The following is a 21,258-nucleotide window of genomic DNA, read 5'->3' on the forward strand; positions in this document are numbered from 1 at the left end:
ACAAGCGGAAAGCTCTAAATAATTATATCCAATAAATGGAGGAAAGTCATTCATATTGAGTAAATGATCTATAATAACAAGATCATTTATGTTGTTGCTTAAAATGAGAAATAATAAAGGAAGAGTTCTTTTGCCCTATGGTACAATATGATAAAATAATAAGGCAGTCCCAAATAGGGCTGCATCTGGAAAAAACCTATCTAAAAGGATGGATGATATGGATATCTACTATATTGATCGAAAAACTGGTGAGAAACGAAAAGAAATCGTAGCAGGTGCTCGATTTCTACAATGGGTCTATGATACCAGCATGGGAGGCTGTTTGCTGGAAGCTGTTGTGAAGAAAAAACTGTTTTCTATGATTTATGGAAAACTGCAGGATATGCCATACAGCAAGAAAAAAATAAGGGACTTTGTCTCAACACTAGAGATTGACATGACGGAAGCAGAGCGAGAACAAATTGAAGAGTATACACATTTTAATGATTTCTTTTATAGAAAGCTTAAGAAAAAAGCCCGACCTATTTGTGAAGATGAAGCATGCTTGGCTTCCCCAGCGGATGGAAGAGTTTTAGCATATGACAAGATAGATATGAATCAAGCAGTACAAGTGAAAGGTATTCATTATAAATTGAGTGAACTTTTCAAAGATCAGGATATGGCATGGACCTATCAGGGTGGCACCTGTATTGTCATTAGACTGTGTCCAGCAGATTATCACCGTTTTCATTTTCCAGACAGTGGGATACCAGAATCGAGAAAGAGAATAGAAGGCATGTATTATTCTGTTAACCCAGTAGCGTTAAAGAAGGTGGCAGAAATATATACGCAAAATAAAAGAGAAATCACTACATTTCATTCTGATCATTTTGGAAAGATCGCAATACTTGAGGTGGGTGCAACCTGTGTTGGATCAATCATACAAACCTATAAACCTCAGGAAAAGGTGTATAAGGGGCAGGAAAAAGGATATTTCAGATTTGGAGGCTCCACTGTGATTTTGTTTTTAGAACCAGGGAAAATTCAGGTAGATGAGGATTTGTTAGAAAATACAGAGGGTGGTCTTGAAACCAAGGTGAACATGGGGGAATCCTTGGGAAGAATTTTCAATGGTGAATAAGGGGATCTATTGCTAAGAAAGGATGATGACCATGTTTGATTACCATGTACATACTTCGTTTTCAAATGATTGCAAAATGCCAGTGGAAGAGATTATTAAGCGAGGGATATCACTGGGTATTCAAGAAATTGCTTTCACAGATCATGTGGAGCTCAATGTATGGAGACCTGGAGACTTAGTCATGGACGACATGTTTGATGCAGACGTTTATATCAAAAAAATGCAGGAAATACAGACAAAGTATAAAAATCAAATCAGTATAAAAATTGGTGTTGAAATGGGTCTGCAGTTGGAGGAAAAGGATCGAATCAATCAATTGATCTGTCAATATCCCTTTGATTTTGTCATAGGGTCCAGCCATACCATCGATGGACACGATCTTTACTACGGTAAATTGTTTCATGAAAAGTCCAAGGAAGAAGCCTATGAAAGATACTTCTCAGAGGTTATAAAAATTGTAGAAGCGATGGAATGTTACAGTGTCTATGGGCACTTGGATTTGGTAAGGCGATATGCATTAAAATCCTATGCAAATGTAGAATTGGAAGATGTAGATAAGGATATGATTCAATGGATTTTGAAAACCATCATTGAAAAAGGAAAAGGCATTGAGGTAAATACCTCAGGATATAGATACGGATTAGGTGGAACCAATCCATCAGAAGAGATCTTACAACTATACAAAAAATTAGGTGGAGAAGTCATTACTGTAGGATCCGATGCCCATCGATTAGAGCATATTGGATTTAGGATCAAAGAAACCTATGAATTATTGAAAGAAATTGGGTTTAAATACATCACTGTATTCGATCAAAGAGAACCCAAATTTATTAAGCTGCCATAGAAATAATCTATGGCGATAGGTTGAATAAAGCCATGGAATCACATATAATGAAATATAGGCCAAACGATAGGCGAATTTTTTTGTTGAACCGCCTATACAGATAGAAAAATGGTTAAAGGCAGGTGAGGGTAGTGGATTCGAGTCCGTTACCGAATAGTAGTAGGAGAAAACTAAATAGCAAAGAGCTCTTCATATTACGATGGGATTGATAAATTGTTAAAACCTTTCCTTCTTCAAGATGTTGTAGATTTGGTTAAGCATTTGTAAAGTCGTAGGTTGGAGAGTTGATTTTGCTGTGCTTTCAAATCAAAAACATAAAGAGGGGGAAGGTATGCTATGATGCAAATTTATAAAACGATTGAAGATAGATTACGAAGCCTAGAAATTATAGAAGAAGGCGTATGGATTAACCTGGTAAACCCTACGGAAAGTGAAGTAGAGTTAGTTAGTGATAGATTGAGGGTTGATTCAAGCTATATTAAGGCTGCCCTAGACGAAGAGGAACGGGCCAGAATTGAGATTGATAACGGTTGTATACTAATTTTAGTAGACGTTCCTATCGTTGAAAAGACAGAGAACTCCCAAATGTTTTCAACCATTCCTTTAGGCATTATTCTATATGGTGATAATATTATCACTGTTTGTACCAAGGAATTAAGCATTTTGAGAGATTTTATCATGGGGCATGTAAAATCCTTCTTTACCTTTAAGAAAACTCGATTTATTTTACAGATTCTTTATAAAAATGCAACCTGTTATCTCCAATATTTAAAACAGATTGATCGTATGAGCAATCGCATTGAACGAGAACTTCATATATCGATGAAAAATAAAGAATTGATCCAGTTATTAGAACTGGAGAAAAGCTTGGTGTATTTTTCCACATCCTTAAGATCTAATGAGATTGTAATGGAAAAAATGTTAAGATTAGAGGCAATTAAGAAATATCCTGAGGATGAAGATCTCCTAGAGGATGTAATCATAGAAAATAAGCAGGCCATCGAAATGGCCAATATATATAGCAATATTCTAAGCGGGACCATGGACGCATTTGCTTCTGTGATCTCTAATAATTTAAATATCGTCATGAAGATATTAACCTCTATTACCATTGTCATGGCAATTCCCACCATGGTTGCAAGTTTTTTTGGAATGAACGTCATGGTGCCCTTGGCGAAAAACCCCTATGCTTTTTCTATTATCATAGGTATTTCTGTGCTATTATCCTTTGTTTCAGCATATTTCATGGCGAAGAAAAAGATGTTTTAATATAAAAAAAGATGATGGATTCCATCATCTTTTTTTATAGTTAATTTTCCGATGCACTATTGCTTGGCGCAGCAGGCATTTTTATCATATCATAGACTACGCTATTGAAGACAGCAACGATGGCAGGATCAAACTGACTACCAGCCATTTTGTTGATTTCATCAATGGCTTGTTCTATAGGTAAAGCCAATCGATAGGGACGATGACTGGTCATGGCATCAAAGGCATCAGCGATGGCAATGATCCGAGCACCAATGGGAATAGACTCTCCAGATAGACCTTGAGGGTATCCGTTTCCATTATACCATTCATGGTGATAGCGAATCATGTATTTGATCTCATGAAAATCCTCAATAATATCTAAAATTCGGTAACCCTTCTCAGGGTGCTCTCGAACAATCTGAAATTCTTCAGGGGTCAACCTGCCATTCTTATTTAAAATATATTCAGGAATGCCAATTTTCCCTATATCATGCATGAGGGCAGCCGTTTCTATATGATCGATATCTTTTAAAGAAAGGGCAGAAGCGATTGCCATGCTGTACTTTGAGACTCTATCAGAATGGCCCATGGTATAGGGGTCCTTGACTTCAAGGGCAGTACTTAGGGTTTCGATAGTGCGCAGGTAGTTTTCTCTCATTTGGAAGGTCTTCTGGTGGATATTGGTAGAGAGCTTATTGATACTTTTGGCCAGAATCTGAAGTTCATATGATCCCTGTTCGTCCATTTTTTGTTCATACTTGCCATTGGCAATATTCTCTATAGCATTTACCGACTGTTCAAACTGAAAGGTCAGCTTTCGAATCACATGGTAGACAATATAGGAACAAATGATAAGGGATAATATGACGATCAAAGAGATATTTCGAAACAATAAATATTTTAAATTCATGAAGTAACTTACATCCATTGTTACGCCATGAAAAGCAATGATCCTCCCTTTGAAGTCACGGACAGGATAATTAAATGATATATGTCGATGATCCTTGATTGTATGATGAGGTCCTTGTATTAAATGGGAAGGTTTTAATTGAATGACGGCTTCATCTCCTATATAGTCGACCAAAGGATATAATACCTCATCATCTACTGTTCTTCCCAAAACCAAAAACCCCTTGGAACTGAGAGAACCATCATTATTGGTAATTGGGGATATAGTAACTATGTAAAGCTGTTTATCAAATAGCACAAAACTAGAGGCGGGTTCGCTGGTTCGTCGTGCTGTCTGAAATAAATCAGTAACTGGTAACTGATTACTGAGTGACTCATCACCATAGAATTCATGATAGTCATAGCTATCTGAAGTGAGATATACCAGGTCAATGTTAAAAGGAGAATGAAAAAGATATTCTGTAATGTTATCTCGGATCCATGGGATATTCTCATTTTCTAAGGCCATGATCAAATCATCCCAATAAGCATATTCGATAGCTTTGTCACTTAGCGTTTGAATGTTTCTCTCAAAGAAAACATCCATCGTACGGATGCGGTTATTGACGGTATAATCAAGAGTAGTTGTTTCTGTACGATATAATGGGAGTATAATTCCCATTAATGTGAGCAGGGCAGATATAAGAATGCAAAGCAGTGTACCAATCAAATATTTATGGGTCAATCGCATATAGTGCCCTCCAATATACCTAGGATTGTCGAAAAAAGTCAATGATAACTGTTACTAATTATACCATAATTTTCAATATCAGCCTATCTGTTTACATAAATGTTATGAAGATTTTGAAGTTGACACGTGGAATTTGTGAAATTATTTGACAGACATAGAAGGTTTAAAGTGCTTATCTTGGTGTATATATAGGATTGAAAAGATATTTAGGCACAAAATGAAAAGCATAGAATAAAATAAATGGAAAAAACAATCTGGAGAGGGGTATTTTGAATGATTATCAAAAACATCATGCTGAAGAAGGAAAGTCTGTTGGTGTTAGAAAGCAATCAAAAGGTGCAGGAAGCGCTGGAAAGGATTAAGTCAGAAGGCTATCTTTCTCTGCCTGTGGTTGAAGACCATCGGTTTATAGGATGTATTTCAGTTTACGATATTTATCAAAAGTATTATGAAAAAGATGATGTTGCAAGAAACACTTTTTTGAATAGTGCCATTTCAGATTATGTAAAAACAGATATCCCAGTACTTCAAGCAAAAGACATTGTAGAGGATGCTTCTCTACTGTTCTCAAATAAAAACATTCCCTTCATCCCTGTGGTAGACGATAAAGACGTATTTTTAGGAATTGTAACCCAAAAGGCCATATTTAGCGCCTTTACCAGATTGCTGGGATATGGAAGGGGCACAAGATTGACCATACATACTCCAGATTTTAAAGGAAGAATATCGAAGTTGGCAAAAGCCATTAAGAATGCTGAAGGAAATATTATTAGTTTGGCGATCAATGATCCTGATGCAAAAATGGATATTAAGGAGATTATTATACGACTTGAGGCTGATAATCTAGAACGGATAAAGGAATCTATTGAAAAAAAAGGATTCAAAATTGTCGAGATAGAATAACGTATACAATGAAGGCCGTCCAATTTGGACGGTCTTGCTTATGAAAATGGGACTTTTATCCTATAGATGAAAGGGCCGTTGTTTTACGATGATTATAGTAATATAATATTGTCATAAGCGGCGTTAGATATGGGAGGAATATTTTTCATGGCAAAAGAAATGAACTTAGAAGAAAAAATTATTCGAAGAAATAAGATACCAATTCTCCCTTTTGATCAGGAGTGGAAAGAAAATTTTGAGATGCATCAAACAAAAAATATGGAGAAAATTTCAAAAGAGATCGTGGAAAAGGTGAACGAAGAAAAGCAAGGGGAGCAGCATATAAAGGGTTATCGAAAGAAGAAGAAGCTGTTGATGGATAAAATACTAGAATTGTCTAACGAAGCAAACACAACCAACAATGGGCAAGCTTTGATTCAGTTGGAGACTGCTAAAGATGAGATTTTAAGAATAAATGATTCTTTGGATGAACTACAGTACCAGCAGGAAATCCTACCCAAAGAGATCGAGAAACTAAATTTTCAATTATTGAAAGAGACCATTGCACTGGCCTATGAGGACATTAAGGCAGGTAGCGAACGATCAAATAAAGTGATGGCAGAGATCATAGAACTTAGAAAACAACTGACCGAAAAGTGGGATGAAAAAATTCAACTAGAGAATCGCGTCAATGGGCTGTATTCCTATTTACATAACACCCTTGGCCACGAGGAAACAGACAAATTAGATCGAGCGTTTTTATAGTACGCAGCCAAGGCTGGGTGCTTTTCTTCTTTAATCGCGAAAGGAAGGAATTTTTAAGAAAAAGTAGAACTATAGACAAATTGGACGGTTTATATTTGGGTATATATAGGAAGAAGATAAGGAGGGGTTGCATGATCCGGGGAATTGGTATTGATATTATTGAGATCGAAAGAATTGATAGGGCCATAAATAGAAATAATAAATTCTTAGATAGAGTTTTTACAGATAAAGAGAGGGCTTACTTTAAAGAAGTAAACTATAGTGTGACCAGTATTGCAGGAAACTTTGCAGCCAAGGAAGCAGCAGTGAAGGCTATAGGAACAGGCATCCGGGGTTTTAGATGGAGTGATATTGAAATTCAAAGGGATTCTTTAGGAAAGCCGGTGATTCAGCTGCATAATCAAGCTAGTGAGATGGCCCGCCAGAGAGGGATTGATGAGATTCTCATTACCATATCCCACAGTAGAGACTATGCAGTGGCTCAATCGATCGCCATGGGGCAAGAATAGGGTAAGGGGAGAAAACGATGAAAGTTGTGGACGGCATTCAGATGAAAAGGTTAGATCAAAAGGCATTGGAAGAGTACAGGATTCCGGGAATCATCCTGATGGAACAGGCTGGTATGGCGGTAGCAGACGAGGTTTTGAAGGAAATTCAACGGCAAGAAAATAATAAAGTTATGATTATTTGTGGCCTTGGGAACAATGGTGGGGATGGTTTTGTGACAGCAAGGCATCTTTTTCAGCGTGGTATTGCTGTGAAAGTCAGGATCATCGGAGATGTTGCCAGGGTTACTGGGGATACAAAAACGAACTATGATATTTTAAGAAAGCTGAAGCTGGATATAAAAATGCTGCTTGACCTTCAGGATATAGAAAAGCTTTCAGAAGAAATGGCCCATTGTAGTATTATTGTAGACGCCATTTGTGGGACAGGTTTGAACAGAGACATGGGCGGACTTTGGAAGGAGCTCATTCATGTAATTAACCGCAGTGGCAAGTATATCTTGTCTGTTGATATTCCATCGGGTGTATCTGCTGGAACAGGAAACATTCTAGGAAATGCCGTCAGGGCAAATAAAACAGTGGTTTTGCAGCTGCCTAAAGTGGGCAATATTAATTATCCAGGAGCGGAGTATTCCCAAACGATGGTGATAAAGGATATCGGTATCCCTAGGGAAATCATAGAACAGGATAATCTGAATATCAGTTTGATTACTCAAGAGATGATCAAAAGGATACTGCCTAGAAGAAAAAACGATACCCACAAAGGTAATTATGGGAAAGCCTATATTGTAGCAGGTTCCACTGGAATGACGGGAGCAGCCATGTTAACCTGTGAGGCTGTGCTCAGAAGCGGTGCGGGACTGCTTAAGGTAGCTATACCCCAGAGTTTGAATAGTATTATGGAAACAAGACTGATCGAAGCGATCACTGTACCGCTGCCTGAATTAAAAAAGGGTGTCGTGGGGATTAGTGATATTGAAAAAATTATTAAGACCATGAAGGAAAGCAATGTTATTGCAATTGGTCCGGGAAGCGGGCAGACAAGGGAATTGGAAGAAGTGTTGCGAAATATTTGTGAGGAAGCAACCATTCCAATGGTATTAGATGCAGATGCTTTAAATTCTTTAGCCCATAGATTAGATATTCTAAATCTGTTGAAAACTACAGCTGTACTGACACCCCATATAGGAGAAATGGCGAGATTGACCAATCTGCCTATTGAGGAAATTCAAAGAAATAAGATTCAAATTGCTATTGAATTTGCTAAGAAGTGGAAGGTAATTCTTATATTAAAAGGTGCTAGAACCGTGGTGGCATCTCCCGAAGGAAAGATATTCATCAATACTACTGGAAACCCGGGTATGGCCACTGCTGGCAGTGGAGATGTATTAACAGGTATAATAACTGGGTTTCTAGCCCAGGGCCTTCAACCTTTAGACGCAGCCTTAGCAGCCGTTTATATCCATGGTACAGCCGGAGATCGGGCGGCTAATCGCATCGGTGAATATGGACTAATGGCAGGAGATATTGTGCTGGAGTTACCCCTTGCAATCAAAGAAATTGTTGGAAAATAGGAGGAATGAAAATGAGAGCGAAGGAAATAATGAACAGGAATGTAATTACGGTTAACCAAGAAATGACTGTAGATGAGGTGGTAAAAATACTTTTGGAGCATAGGATTAGCGGTGTGCCAGTTTTGGACGAAGCTGGAAAGGTGACGGGAATCGTATCAGAAACAGATTTAATCTATCGGGAAAAAAATCTACATATCCCAAGCTTTATATCTATACTTCAAGGCATCGTTTTTTTAGAGAGTACGAAGGATTTGGAGCATCAGGTTAAAAAAATGGCAGCCTATAAAGTGAAGGATGTCATGACAAAGAATGTCATCACTGTTTCAGAAGAAACGGATTTGAATCGAATCGTGGATATTATCATCGATCAGAAAGTGAATAGATTACCAGTTGTAGATCGTGAGGGAAAGCTATTAGGAATCATTACCCGCTCAGATATTTTAAAGCATATAATTTAATTTCTAACGTAAAGATGAATATAGCAATCTTTACGTGGAGGGGTTAACGTTGAAATGCCTTAAAATTGTTTTTGTATTATTTATGGTTGTGATATTATTTGGTTGTGGTCCGAAAACAGATGAAGATTTGTTCTATGATGTGCAAAAAATGATGAGTAGGATTGACAGCTATGCCTGTGAGGCTGAAATCACAGTTAAAGGGAATCTTACTCCCGAAACATATATCTTTAAGCAGTGGTTTCGCAAGCCAAATAAGTTTAAGCTAGAATTGATAGAGCCTGAAAGTCTAAATGGGAAAATAACAATATATGATGGGAGAAAAGCCAGTATTATCCATCCACAGATTAATCAGGTATGGTTTATGGAGAGCTTTCAGCATTCAGACGAGCAAAACATGTTTCTCGGTTATTTTCTTCAAAACTATTTAGAGTCAGAGGATGTAGAGATTCATCGAGAAGTAAAGGGTGAAGAGACGTTTTTGGTCGTCGATACAGAAATCCCAGGAAATCATGTTTATTTTCACCGCCAGAGATTATGGGTGAACATAGAGAAAATGGAACCCGAATTACTTCAAGTTTTCGATGCGAATGATGGGATGAGAATTGAAGTGCGTTATTTTAATTTTCAATATAACCCTAAATTAGAGGATCATCTATTTACGGTTCCAGAAAGTTTGGAGAAATAGGGACTCCTGGGAATCACACATTATGATAAAATGATAGATCATAGACAAATGAAGAGGGGGCATCAACAATGCTGACACAAGATAAGACAAGACCCGTTTGGGCAGAAATTAATTTAGATCATTTAGCCCATAACATACAGGAAGTAAAAAGGAATGTAAACAAAGATGCCTTGGTAACGGCAGTAATCAAAGCTGATGGTTATGGACATGGTGCCGTGGTAATTGCAGAAACATTATTACAGAATGGTGCTGATCGATTAGCGGTAGCAACCTTGTCGGAGGCTATTGAATTAAGAAGGGTCTATAAAACTGTACCAATTCTTGTTTTGGGTTATACACCTGAAACAAGTGCGGAAGATGTGCTTCTCAATGATATCATCCAAACTGTTTATAGCCAAGAGCAGGCGGAGGCCTTCTCTAAGACGGCAGTTGACCTTGACAAAGAGTTAAAAATTCACATTAAGATTGATACAGGAATGAGTCGGCTAGGCCTTCAGCCAGATATTGCCACGGTGGAAATCATAAAGAAAATTGCTCATATGCCGAAAATTATATTGGAGGGTATATTTACTCACTTTGCTGTTGCCGATGAGGTGGACAAGAACTTTACCTATGGGCAATATAAAAGATTCAAGGACCTTTGCGACAGCTTGGAGGAACGAGGTATTTCCATACCGATTAAGCATGTATCCAACAGTGCTGCAATTATCGACCTTCCCGATATGAACCTGGATATGGTGCGGGCTGGTATTATGCTATATGGGTTATATCCTTCTGACGAAGTGAATACAGAGGAAATCAGGCTAAAACAAGTGATGTCCTTAAAGGCCAAAATTTCCCATGTGAAAGAATTAGAAGCAGGACGAGGCGTCAGCTACGGACTGAAATATCTAACCCGGGGAAAAGAAAAAATTGCTACACTACCGATTGGATATGCTGATGGATATACAAGAATGCTATCGGGTAAAGCAGAGGTTCTGGTAAAAGGTCATAGGGTACCGGTAGTAGGGCGTATCTGTATGGATCAGTGTATGATTGATGTAACTGAGATTGAAGACGTAAAGCGCGGGGATGAGGTTATTCTTTTTGGTGGCGAAGGTGATAATTTTATTGCCATTGATGAAGTTGCCAACAAGCTGGGAACGATCAACTATGAAGTTGTATGCATGATGGGTAAAAGAATTCCAAGGGTTTATATAAAAAATAATGAGGTTATAAAAATAAAAGATTATGTCCGAGGTGAAAACTTTTAGAAAAGAGTATAAAAAAGTGGTTATATTGACACACTTATAGTGAATAGTATATAATTGAGTATATATTTATATATATACTATTATGGAATACTATGTCGTTTTCTATGAAGCCACAGGAGACTCGGGCACCATGGACAATTGAAATTATAGCATTAAAATTTTTTTTAGTATCTTAGGAGGTGCCTGAATGGCGGAGTCCAAGAGAATTATCATTAGTTTGCCTAATACTCTGTTAGAAGAGGTTGATCATATCGTTGAAATTGAAAAGCGCAATAGAAGCGAATTTATAAGGGAAGCAATGAAGCTTTATATTAGAGAGAGGCAAAAAATTGAAATTCGAGATAGAATGAAAAAGGGCTATCGAGAAATGGGTGCGCTTAACTTAGCTTTGGCAGAGTTTGGATTAGATATGGATATACGCGCGCTAGAGAGCTACGAAGCGAAGCTGGCGGAGTGTGAGTAGCGTGCTTGTAAAAAGAGGAGACATTTTCTATGCCGATCTAAGTCCTGTAATTGGATCCGAGCAAGGTGGCGTACGACCAGTGCTGATCGTTCAGAATGATGTAGGAAACAAGTATAGTCCTACGGTGATCGTAGCAGCTATAACTTCCCAAATTAATAAAGCGAAATTGCCGACACATATCGAAATAAGTGCCTCAGAATATGGGCTGACGAAGGACTCTGTTGTGTTGTTAGAGCAGGTAAGAACCATTGATAAAAGACGCTTAAGGGAAAAAATTGGTCATTTTGATGAAGATAAGATGAATAAGGTAAATGAGGCTCTTTTGATTAGTTTAGGATTGGTGGAATTCTAGGTGGTTGATATACAACCACCTTTTTAAATGGGTGTTTTTAATGTAGGGAGATAGAATATTTAAGTCAAGAACTGTAGGGGACGTGCCCCTGTGCCGTTCCGCCTGGTATGATTATTAGCGGAAGGCCACAGGGGGCCTTCCCTACGAAGAATAGATGTAATAAAAAATTAATAAACCTTTCACAGATTCAGAAAGCTTTTGACGGGGATTTGTGATAAAATATAGATGAGTTTCGTCATATTTATATAAGGAATGATAAAAACTTTCTTATTTCCCAGGAAATAGACAAAGGAGGACAACCTATGTGGAAAAAAGTTAGAAATAGTAAAATTTATGTAGCTCTACTGGGCGCAGCGATTTTATTCACCGTATCAACACAAGTAACAAAAGCTGGTTATCTAAATCCTGGTACATCTGAAGATCCTATTGTTACGCAAAGTTATGTGGAGAAAAGAAATGAACAGTTAAAATACTACATAGATCAAAAAATTTCTGAGATAGGCAGTACTTCGTTACCGTCCAATGGGTCCCAGGAAGCAGCTACCTTCCAAGTAATCGAAGTAAACAAAGGACAAAGGGTTATTGGAAAGGGTGGAACAGAAATGATCCTGCGGTCTGGAACAGCAAAGGCCATTGCAAGCCAATCAGGAGGATTGTCGAACTTAACCTCAGGAAAAGACTTGCAGTCAGATGAAAATGTCCCATTGAACCATCTTATTTTAATACCTAGAGATGACGGCAGAGGTCTTAACATTACCTGGGATAAAACGTTCATTCTAATCAAAGGCGGTTATGAGATAAGATAAATTTAAAAGCGCTCCGGCGCTTTTTTTATAGTATAAACACTGGAATTATTGGAGGCGAAAATGGAAGAACGAAAAAAGACTGCCAATACAATTATCATTGTCGTTGCACTAACCTTTCTAGCAAAGTTTATTGGTTTTTTTCGAGAAGCCCTTCTTGGAAGTCGCATCGGTGCGGATATGGCCTCGGATGCCTACATCATGGCGTTCTATACAACCATCAGTAATTTTATCAGTATTGGGACAGCGATTACCATTGCTGCAATACCCATTATTGTAGAGAGGTTGACTTTAAAAGGAAAGAAGGAGGCTTTTGCCCTTTCCAATCAGCTGTTAAATGTGGTTTCACTGCTGGCTCTGGGACTCATAGGGTTTGGCTTTATTTATGCAGAACAGATCATGGGTTTTCTAGCCAAGGGTTTTGAGGGTGAAAAGTTGATATTGACAACAAACTTAGCGAGAATCATGCTTCCTGCCCTAATATGTATCTGTATTACTTATATTTTTGTATCAATACTTCAGTCTCTTGGCATATTTGGTATTACCTCTTTTATTAGTGTGCCTGCAAATATCATCGCAATTGGTTTTTTATTTTTCTATGCTAAAGACTATGGGGTAAAAGGACTGGCCTATGTGACTTTAATAGGCTGGATACTTCAATTTGCCATTCAGATACCATTTTTGCATAAGGCAGGATTTCGATATAAGTTAACATTTAATTTTAAGGATGAATTACTAAGGAGATTCTTTAAGATTATTATTCCAGTTACGGCTGTGGCATCAGTAAACCAGATCAATATGCTGTTAGATGAGATGCAAGCATCCAATCTGCATCATGGTAAGGTTTCTGCCCTTTATTATGCTGGGATGTTGTATTTAGCGATCGCCAGTATTATGGTCTACGGTATCAGTGCGGTAATGTTCCCAAAGTTTGCTGAAAATGCTGTGAAAATGGAGAAACGGCAGTATGGACTATTCGTGACTTCAATTATAAAAATGTTGATTTTTGTGATGCTTCCCATGACTGTGGGCATAGGACTATTGAGTAAACCTCTTATCCGCTTAATCTTTGAGCGGGGAGCATTTGACAGTGAAGCGGCTATGCTAACAGGTATGGCCCTGTCCCTTTATGCCCTTGGCATGATGGGGTATGCAATACTGGACGTAATCAACAAAGCGCTTTATGCCTTACAGGATACAAAGATTCCAGTCATCTTTTCAATATTCATGATGGGACTCAATTTCCTTTTAAACGGTGTATTGGCTAAAGCCTATGATGTGGCAGGAATTGCCCTTGCTACGACCATTGCCATAACATTAGGTGCGGTTGGATTGATGATCGCTTTTAAGGGAAAAGTCGGAACCTTTGGGGGAAGGAAATTATTACAGAGTTTAATGAAGGTTGCATTTGGATGTCTTGTCATGGCATTTATGGTAATATTAACGGGTAAGCTGCTGGATACCTACTTTACAGGAGCAGGTTTAAGTATTAAGATATTAAGAGTAGGCATTCCAAGTTTTGTAGGGGTTTTAAGCTATGCATTGGTTACCTTGAAACTAAAGATAGAAGAAGCAGTGTACATAGCCAATACATTTATTCATCCTATAATAAACAAGATTAGAAGAAAATCCTTGATATAAGATAAATGAAGGGTGTGACAAAATGAAGAAAAATAGTATTATTCTTATGATCCTTGTACTAGGTTTGATCGTGTCTTCCTTGTCTGCTTTTGAAAGGGTCGCTGTAGAAGGGCAAAATAAGACCGTAGATATAACGGTAGACTATCTGGAGGTTGAAAAGCTTGCAAAGCAATCAGATCAGGATGTAAAATGGTGGCTTGGACAGTTTAAGGATATGGGGATCAGCTCCGTGGCTTTAAATGAGGAAAGCTTTGAAACCCTATCGGCAGAAAAGAAACCTATTCACTTCGATGTTGTGGGAAATATCCTTGAAGAGTTAGACTGGCAGGATAAGTATCCGAAGCATGTGGCTGATTATTTGTCTACTGGAGATATAGATCATTATGATTTTGTGGTAACAACAAATGACCAAGGGTTGTTTCAATTTATAAAAAATGCACTAGAACTGCGATATGATCCTAAAAAAATAAAGATATTTGCAGAGGATAATCGTTATGTTTTTGTTCTTGACGGAGACATCAAAGATGCCCTTTATACCCAGAAAAGAACGTTGATTGATCAAGAGAGTAAGCCTTATAAAGAAGAAACCCTATTATTTGGATCGCAGCTTATGCGTCTTTCCCTTGGGTTAGATACAGAAAAAGTAGACATTGTAAAGGAAAGTGGTTTAGAAGTACTGCCAAGACCATATAATTACCAAGATTGGTCAGGTGATCATTATGTGAAAGCTGTATTGGGGGATTATGAGAGACTTGGTGTAAATCCAAAGTATATGATTTTTGGCGGAAAGCAGGTTCTTGGATATCCTGATGCTGTGGAAATCACAGAATCCTATATAAAGAAAAATGATATAAAACTTGGCCTTATAGAGAGCACTGTTCAGAGAGAGCATATTAAGCAGGATGGATTGGAAGAATTAGCGAGGAGCCTTGAGTATAATAGTATTAGAATTTTTTCTGTGCCCCCATATATTCAAAAAAGGTTTAAATTCTATAATTATGAAGGTGCAGAAGAAATCGAAAATACCCTTTATCGGGGAATTACTGAGCGTAATATCCGTATGATTTATTTTAGACCTTTCATGAAAGATGATCGGGTATATGTTACCGATGTCGAAGAATACAAAAAGACATTTGATCAGCTAAAGGGAAGAATTGCTGAACATGGCATGACCTTCGGCGAAGCCAGCGTCATGGCAGCGAATCACTTAGATATATGGAAAAAGATCGTGATGGGCTGGGGAATCGCAGCTGCCGTGGTACTACTCGTTTCTTACTTTATAACATTGAATGATAAATTTAAATATGGATTGTTAGTCGTTGGAATTATAGGTGTCACCGGGATGTGTTATGTACTTCCGTCATGGGCCGATAAGATATTGGCTTTAACTGCAGCCATTGTATTTCCATCCTTAAGTATGGTGTATCTATTTAACATGAGCAGACAATACTATGACAATAAGAAAAAAGATCGAAGTCTAGCCAATAGCATACTACTGGGCATAAGGGATCTATTGGTAACCTCCGCTATATCATTCATGGGTGCCCTTTTTGTAGCCAGTGCCCTTTCGGACATTGAGTATTTGTTAGAAATGGACATTTTCAGAGGGGTTAAGGCGGCGCAGCTCTTGCCTATCGTTGTATTTGGTGTGATCTATATGATGTATTTTGGATATAAGAGAAAACAAGATACGAAGAGACAGCCTCAATTGCCTATAGACGACATGAAACGTTTATTGTTCGATAATATTAAGATCATTTATGTGGCTGCAGCAGCCGTTGTATTGGCGGCTGGTTACATTTATATTGCTCGAACAGGCCACGAAACAAATATTCAGCCTTCTACATTTGAAATGATCACAAGGAATCTACTGGAGGTTAAGCTATTGGCTCGACCAAGGACAAAGGAATTCTTGATTGCTTTCCCAGCAATTATTGTTGCGGTTTATGCAGCGCGTCATCGGTACAAGACCCTTTTATTCTTAGCGGGATTGGCAGGGATTATTGGGCAGACATCTATTGTAAATACATTTAGTCACCTAAGAACGCCTATGTATCTTTCTTTGATCCGTACAGTGTATGCTTTAGGATTTGGTATTGTTTTAGGAATTGGTTATGTAGTTGTTCTAGAAATCAGCATGAGATTAATAAGACTTGTGAGAGGTGAAAAACTGCATGGCTAAGATTGTAATTTCTGGTTATTATGGATTCAATAACATCGGAGATGAGTCCATTTTGACATCTATTGTTAATAACCTCAAGCAGGCTATTCCAAATGTGGATATCACAGTTTTATCGGTGAATCCTCAAAGTACAGAGAAGAAACATGGTGTGAAGGCAATCAATCGTAAAAATGCTATGCAGATCCTTCAGGAAATCAAGAATTGTGATCTATTAATTAGCGGAGGCGGCAGTCTTCTTCAGGATGTAACCAGCGGGAAGAGTATCAGCTATTATCTCGGTGTTATTATGATGGGACTTATGATGAAAAAAAGGGTTATGATTTACAGCCAAGGGATTGGGCCTGTCAATAGGAGTTATAACCGAATGCTAGTAAAATACGTGCTCAATAAAGTGGATTGTATTACGGTTCGAGATGAAAAATCAAAGGATGAGTTGTTAAATATAGGCGTAAATATTCCCCCTGTCTTTATTACTGCCGATCCTGTTATTGGATTGGACAAGGTGCCTTTGGAATTAGGTAGGACACAACTGATCAAGGAAGGTTTAGAGGCAGACAACGGTAAGCCAATCATTGGTTTTGCCATTAGGGGCTGGAAGAAGAATGACAGGCTAAAGTCAGTATTGGCAAAAACTGCTGATCGACTCATCGAGAAGCTTGATGTACAGGTGGTATTTGTACCCTTCCATTATGGTGAAGATATTCGCTTTATGGAAGAAATAGAAGAAGAAATGAATCAAAAAGCAGTTTTTGTGAAGCACAAATACGATGTGCAGGAGATGCTGGGGATTACAGGGAACTTTGATCTTCTGATAGGGGTAAGGCTGCACTCCCTTATTTTTGCAGCAATTATGAATGTACCAATGATTGGTATATCCTATGATCCTAAAAACGATAGCTTTATGGCATCACTAGAACAAAAATGCCTATGTGAGGTCGAAGAACTTGCCCTAGAAGATTTATTGATTGATATAGAAGCAAAGTGGGCCAATCTTCAAGGAGAAAAAGAGATTCTTAAAAAGTGTGTGATTCAACTAAAGGATAAGTTAGCATTAAATGAAAAATTAGTTCGTGATCTTTTGGCTGGAGAGGTGATTCGATGAGGAAACAAGTAAGAATTATGGGTGTGCCCATAGATCAGGTAACCCTTGAGGATGCCTGCAATGTCTTTCAAGGATTTATCGAAGGAAAGGACTGTCGTATCATCGTTACACCGAATACGGAAATTGTCATGGAAGCCCAGAAGGATGCTTCACTATTGACGGTTATCGAAGATGCTGATTTGGTGATACCCGATGGCATTGGTTTAATTTATGCCTCTAAGATACAACGAACAGGATTAACAGAACGGGTGACGGGTGTAGATTTGATGCTAAAAATTTTGAATTATTGTAACCAGCATCAAAAAAGGATATTTCTTTTTGGCGGAAAACCTGGCGTTGCAGCAATGGCAGGAGAAAACATTTCTAATAAGTTTTCAAATATCAACGTCGTAGGGGTTAGAGACGGCTACTTCAAAGCTGAAGAAGAACCTGAGATTCTTGAAGAGATTAATGCCAGCGGTGCGGATATCTTGTTTGTGGCCTTAGGGGCACCTAAGCAAGAAAAATTGATGCATCAATATCGGCAGGTGTTAAAAACAAAGGTAGCCATGGGCGTTGGGGGCGGCATCGACATCTGGGCAGGTACCGCAAAAAGGGCGCCGGAGATTTATCAAAAGCTAGGGTTGGAATGGTTCTATCGATTGATGAAAGAACCTTGGAGATACAAGAGGATGATGGCCCTGCCAAAATTTATGATCAAGGTACTGCTGAGTGAAAAATAAAACTCAGTGGTATTTTTTTGAGGGCAGATTCTGTGTAGTTAAATTTATTGAAGCAGCATGGTTTAATAGGAATAAGGATATGCTAGTTTGTAGATATTTTATTTAAATTGATAATGGGTATAGATAAGTAAGTGACTTTGGGTATAGATAAAAAGAAAATTGATATCATGTGTAACTATGGTATAATAATTGAGGTGAAATCATGAGAGAACGATTTGTATCTTCTGTATTTCTTGAGTACATGTTAATCACAGTGGGGTCTGCCTTATTGGCTTTCGGGCTGGTGTTTTTTTTAGAACCAAACACCATAGCACCTGGAGGGGTGACTGGTTTGGCTATTATAATACAGAAGATTTCTGGGATTCCTATCGATATAACCAATTTAGCCATCAATATCCCCTTGTTTATCTTAGGTTTAGCTACCTTAGGTAAGTATTTTGGAATAAAGACAGCCTATGGTACCCTTATTTTGTCTGTATTTATAAGATTTTTTATGAATATCGTAGGGCCAGGTTATGTTGGGGTGGAAGACATGCTGCTCTCGGCTTTATATGGCGGGGTATTGGTGGGTGCAGGCATAGGATTCGTATTTAAGGCTGGCGGTACTACCGGCGGAACTGACTTAGCTGGTGCCATATTAAACAAATACATACCAAGTATCAGTATTCCAAAGCTGATGATGGGGTTTGACCTCATGATCGTAGCAGCAGCAGGAATTGTTAATAGAAAGATAGAAACATCCCTCTATTCCATCATTGCCCTCTATATTACGGTAAAAATAGCTGATTTCATCGTGGAAGATTTGAACTATGCCAAGGCGTTTTATATTATCTCCGATAATCCCCATGAAATCGGTAGCGAGATTCTTAAGACCTTAAATAGGGGTGTCACAGTATTAAAGGCCCAAGGGATGTATACGGGCAGTGAAAAAGAAGTGCTGCTGTGTGTGATCAATAGAAGTCAAATGACAAAGCTAAAAGACATTGTTCGCAAGATTGATGAAAATGCTTTTGTAATGGTAACAACGGTCCATGAAGTCCTAGGAGAAGGATTTATGAAAAAATAATGAGGAGGGATTTGTTTGGCAAAGGTAGATTATGAAAAACTAAAACAAGTTGCCACGGAAATACGTAAGGATATTATTCGCTCTGTTCATGCAGCAGGATCTGGGCATCCAGGGGGTTCCTTATCGGCAGCAGATATCTTGGCAACTTTATATTTCCATAAAATGAAGGTGGATCCACAGAATCCTAAATGGGAGGATCGAGACCGCTTTGTACTTTCGAAAGGGCATGGCGCACCAGTGCTGTATGCAACTTTGGCGGAAAAAGGTTTTTTCCCTAAAGAGGAGCTTTTAAAGCTGAGACATGTGGATGCAATGCTTCAAGGGCACCCAGATATGAAAGGGACACCAGGTGTAGAAATGTCCACAGGTTCATTAGGGCAAGGTTTTTCTACCAGCATAGGAATGGCTTTGGCCTCTAAGCTGGATCAGAAAAATAACCGTGTTTATGTATTGTTAGGGGATGGAGAAGTACAAGAAGGAATTGTTTGGGAAGCAGCTATGGCAGCAGCCCATTATAAATTAGACAATCTTACAGCGATTATGGATTTTAACGGTTTGCAAATTGACGGATGTACCGATGATGTTATGTGTATCAATCCTATTGCAGACAAATGGGAGAGCTTCCGCTGGCATGTTGTTGTGATTGACGGCCATAACTATGAAGAAATCGTCAATGCCTTGGATGAGGCAGAGGCTACAAAAGGAAAACCAACCATGATTATTGCGAAAACGATTAAAGGAAAAGGGGTCTCCTTTATGGAAAATCAAGTGGGCTGGCATGGTAATGCACCAAAGAAAGAAGACGCAGAAAAAGCCCTTGAAGAACTAGGAGGTGCAAGATAATGGCAGAGAAGATTGCAACTAGGGAAGCCTATGGAAAAGCCCTGGCGAAGCTGGGAAAAATAAATGACAAGGTCGTTGTTTTGGATGCCGACTTATCAAAATCTACAAAAACTGCGGATTTCCAAAAAGTATTTCCAGAGCGATTCTTCAATATGGGGATTGCAGAACAAAATTTAATGGGAACGGCTGCAGGTTTTGCAGCGGCAGGTAAAGTGCCTTTTGCAAGCACTTTTGCAATGTTTGCTACTGGAAGAGCCTTTGAGATTATTAGAAATTCCATTTGTTATCCAAAAATGAATGTGAAAGTTTGTGCTACCCATGCAGGAATTACTGTTGGAGAGGATGGGGCATCTCATCAAGCTTTAGAGGATCTGGCATGCATGAGAGCAATTCCAAATATGGTGGTCATCAACCCTTCAGATGCAGTTTCAGCAGAACAGGCTGTTTTCGCAGGAGCAGAGCATTATGGACCAGTATATATGAGATTTGGAAGAGCTGCTGTTCCTGTGATATATGATGAGAATACTTTTAAGTTTGAGATTGGAAAAGGAATTCAACATGGGGATGGAACACATGTAACCATCATAGGTACTGGCATTATGGTGGCAGAGGCCCTCGAAGCGAAAGAAATATTAGCGCTGGAAGGCATTCAAGCTAGAGTCATCGATATGCATACCATTAAGCCTATTGATCAGGAAATTATTATCAAGGCCGCAAAGGAAACAGGAGCTATAGTTACCGCTGAAGAGCATAATATCATTGGCGGATTAGGCTCTGCTGTGGCAGAAGTATTGGTGGAAAATACACCAGTGCCTATGAAACGAGTCGGTACCCAGGACACTTTTGGTGAATCTGGAAAGCCGAATGACTTGATGAAGAAATATGGGTTAACGGCAGGCCATATTGTGGAAGCCGTGAAAGATGTTTTAAAATTAAAATAATTTTTTTAAAGGAAGAGCGCTTTTTAGAGTGCTCTTCTTATTTTTATGACGGTATGAATAAAGGATACGACATAATCGTAGGGAGCGGCCCCTGTGCCGTTCCGTTATGTTATTTCTCCGCGATAAACGGAAGGCCACAGGGGGCCTTCCCTACATAATGATTGAT

21 protein-coding genes are annotated in these 21,258 nt (G+C 38.6%); 20 read left to right on the top strand and 1 reads right to left on the bottom strand.

The window, feature by feature from the left end; all coding sequences use genetic code 11:
• Positions 1-217: 217 nt before the first annotated feature.
• The 3 genes from K0R93_RS17995 to K0R93_RS18005 all read left to right on the top strand — a co-directional run bounded on the left by K0R93_RS17995 (position 218) and on the right by K0R93_RS18005 (position 3,233).
• Positions 218-1,120: a phosphatidylserine decarboxylase gene (locus K0R93_RS17995; RefSeq protein ID WP_300304419.1), complete on the top strand. Its 903-nt coding sequence runs from the start codon at positions 218-220 to the stop codon at positions 1,118-1,120.
• A 31-nt stretch (positions 1,121-1,151) separates the two neighbouring features.
• Positions 1,152-1,964: a histidinol-phosphatase HisJ family protein gene (locus K0R93_RS18000; RefSeq protein ID WP_300304422.1), complete on the top strand. Its 813-nt coding sequence runs from the start codon at positions 1,152-1,154 to the stop codon at positions 1,962-1,964.
• 336 nt (positions 1,965-2,300) lie between these two features.
• Positions 2,301-3,233, top strand: coding sequence for a magnesium transporter CorA family protein (locus tag K0R93_RS18005; protein WP_300304425.1), 933 nt, complete (start codon positions 2,301-2,303; stop codon positions 3,231-3,233).
• A gap of 40 nt (positions 3,234-3,273) precedes the next feature.
• On the opposite strand, the gene K0R93_RS18010 is transcribed toward K0R93_RS18005, so the two are convergent.
• Positions 3,274-4,854, bottom strand: a complete 1,581-nt coding sequence (locus K0R93_RS18010; protein ID WP_300304428.1) for an HD domain-containing phosphohydrolase — start codon at positions 4,852-4,854, stop codon at positions 3,274-3,276.
• Between the two features lie 273 nt (positions 4,855-5,127).
• On the opposite strand from K0R93_RS18010, the gene K0R93_RS18015 reads away from it, so the two are divergent.
• The 17 genes from K0R93_RS18015 (at position 5,128) to K0R93_RS18095 (ending at position 21,092) form a co-directional block, all read left to right on the top strand.
• Positions 5,128-5,757: a CBS domain-containing protein gene (locus tag K0R93_RS18015; RefSeq protein ID WP_300304431.1), complete on the top strand. Its 630-nt coding sequence runs from the start codon at positions 5,128-5,130 to the stop codon at positions 5,755-5,757.
• A 147-nt stretch (positions 5,758-5,904) separates the two neighbouring features.
• Positions 5,905-6,501, top strand: coding sequence for a hypothetical protein (locus K0R93_RS18020; RefSeq protein WP_300304434.1), 597 nt, complete (start codon positions 5,905-5,907; stop codon positions 6,499-6,501).
• A 131-nt stretch (positions 6,502-6,632) separates the two neighbouring features.
• On the top strand, positions 6,633-7,010 hold the full coding sequence (acpS, locus tag K0R93_RS18025; RefSeq protein WP_300304437.1) for a holo-ACP synthase: 378 nt from the start codon (positions 6,633-6,635) through the stop codon (positions 7,008-7,010).
• Between the two features lie 17 nt (positions 7,011-7,027).
• Positions 7,028-8,581 (top strand): NAD(P)H-hydrate dehydratase, encoded by a 1,554-nt coding sequence (locus K0R93_RS18030; protein ID WP_300304440.1) that lies wholly within the window; start codon positions 7,028-7,030, stop codon positions 8,579-8,581.
• 11 nt (positions 8,582-8,592) lie between these two features.
• On the top strand, positions 8,593-9,039 hold the full coding sequence (locus K0R93_RS18035; protein ID WP_300304443.1) for a CBS domain-containing protein: 447 nt from the start codon (positions 8,593-8,595) through the stop codon (positions 9,037-9,039).
• 49 nt (positions 9,040-9,088) lie between these two features.
• Complete coding sequence (locus tag K0R93_RS18040) at positions 9,089-9,724, top strand: LolA family protein (protein WP_300304446.1); 636 nt, start codon at positions 9,089-9,091, stop codon at positions 9,722-9,724.
• A 68-nt stretch (positions 9,725-9,792) separates the two neighbouring features.
• Entirely contained in the window at positions 9,793-10,977 is a 1,185-nt protein-coding gene (gene alr, locus K0R93_RS18045; protein ID WP_300304449.1) for an alanine racemase, read from the top strand.
• A gap of 187 nt (positions 10,978-11,164) precedes the next feature.
• Positions 11,165-11,440 (top strand): CopG family ribbon-helix-helix protein, encoded by a 276-nt coding sequence (locus tag K0R93_RS18050; RefSeq protein WP_300304452.1) that lies wholly within the window; start codon positions 11,165-11,167, stop codon positions 11,438-11,440.
• A gap of 1 nt (position 11,441) precedes the next feature.
• Positions 11,442-11,792 (top strand): type II toxin-antitoxin system PemK/MazF family toxin, encoded by a 351-nt coding sequence (locus K0R93_RS18055; RefSeq protein WP_300304455.1) that lies wholly within the window; start codon positions 11,442-11,444, stop codon positions 11,790-11,792.
• A 302-nt stretch (positions 11,793-12,094) separates the two neighbouring features.
• Positions 12,095-12,598, top strand: coding sequence for a hypothetical protein (locus tag K0R93_RS18060; RefSeq protein WP_300304459.1), 504 nt, complete (start codon positions 12,095-12,097; stop codon positions 12,596-12,598).
• A gap of 60 nt (positions 12,599-12,658) precedes the next feature.
• A complete protein-coding gene (gene murJ / locus K0R93_RS18065) occupies positions 12,659-14,236 on the top strand; it encodes a murein biosynthesis integral membrane protein MurJ (RefSeq protein ID WP_300304462.1) in 1,578 nt (525 codons plus the stop codon).
• Positions 14,237-14,258: 22 nt separating this feature from the next.
• On the top strand, positions 14,259-16,418 hold the full coding sequence (locus K0R93_RS18070; RefSeq protein WP_300304465.1) for a DUF5693 family protein: 2,160 nt from the start codon (positions 14,259-14,261) through the stop codon (positions 16,416-16,418).
• Positions 16,411-17,520: a polysaccharide pyruvyl transferase CsaB gene (csaB, locus tag K0R93_RS18075; protein ID WP_300304467.1), complete on the top strand. Its 1,110-nt coding sequence runs from the start codon at positions 16,411-16,413 to the stop codon at positions 17,518-17,520. The genes K0R93_RS18070 and csaB overlap by 8 nt, the downstream gene beginning before the upstream one ends.
• Positions 17,517-18,242 (top strand): WecB/TagA/CpsF family glycosyltransferase, encoded by a 726-nt coding sequence (locus K0R93_RS18080; protein ID WP_300304470.1) that lies wholly within the window; start codon positions 17,517-17,519, stop codon positions 18,240-18,242. The genes csaB and K0R93_RS18080 overlap by 4 nt, the downstream gene beginning before the upstream one ends.
• A 202-nt stretch (positions 18,243-18,444) precedes the next feature.
• Positions 18,445-19,308, top strand: coding sequence for a YitT family protein (locus K0R93_RS18085; RefSeq protein WP_300304473.1), 864 nt, complete (start codon positions 18,445-18,447; stop codon positions 19,306-19,308).
• 15 nt (positions 19,309-19,323) lie between these two features.
• Positions 19,324-20,151: a transketolase gene (locus K0R93_RS18090; protein ID WP_300304476.1), complete on the top strand. Its 828-nt coding sequence runs from the start codon at positions 19,324-19,326 to the stop codon at positions 20,149-20,151.
• The gene (locus K0R93_RS18095; RefSeq protein ID WP_300304479.1) at positions 20,151-21,092 is read left to right on the top strand and encodes a transketolase family protein; all 942 of its coding nucleotides are present in this window, start codon (positions 20,151-20,153) and stop codon (positions 21,090-21,092) included. Before K0R93_RS18090 ends, K0R93_RS18095 begins: the two co-directional genes overlap by 1 nt.
• Positions 21,093-21,258: the final 166 nt, after the last annotated feature.

This window comes from Anaerosolibacter sp. (assembly GCF_029240175.1).
Taxonomy (GTDB): Bacteria; Bacillota; Clostridia; order Peptostreptococcales; family Thermotaleaceae; genus Anaerosolibacter.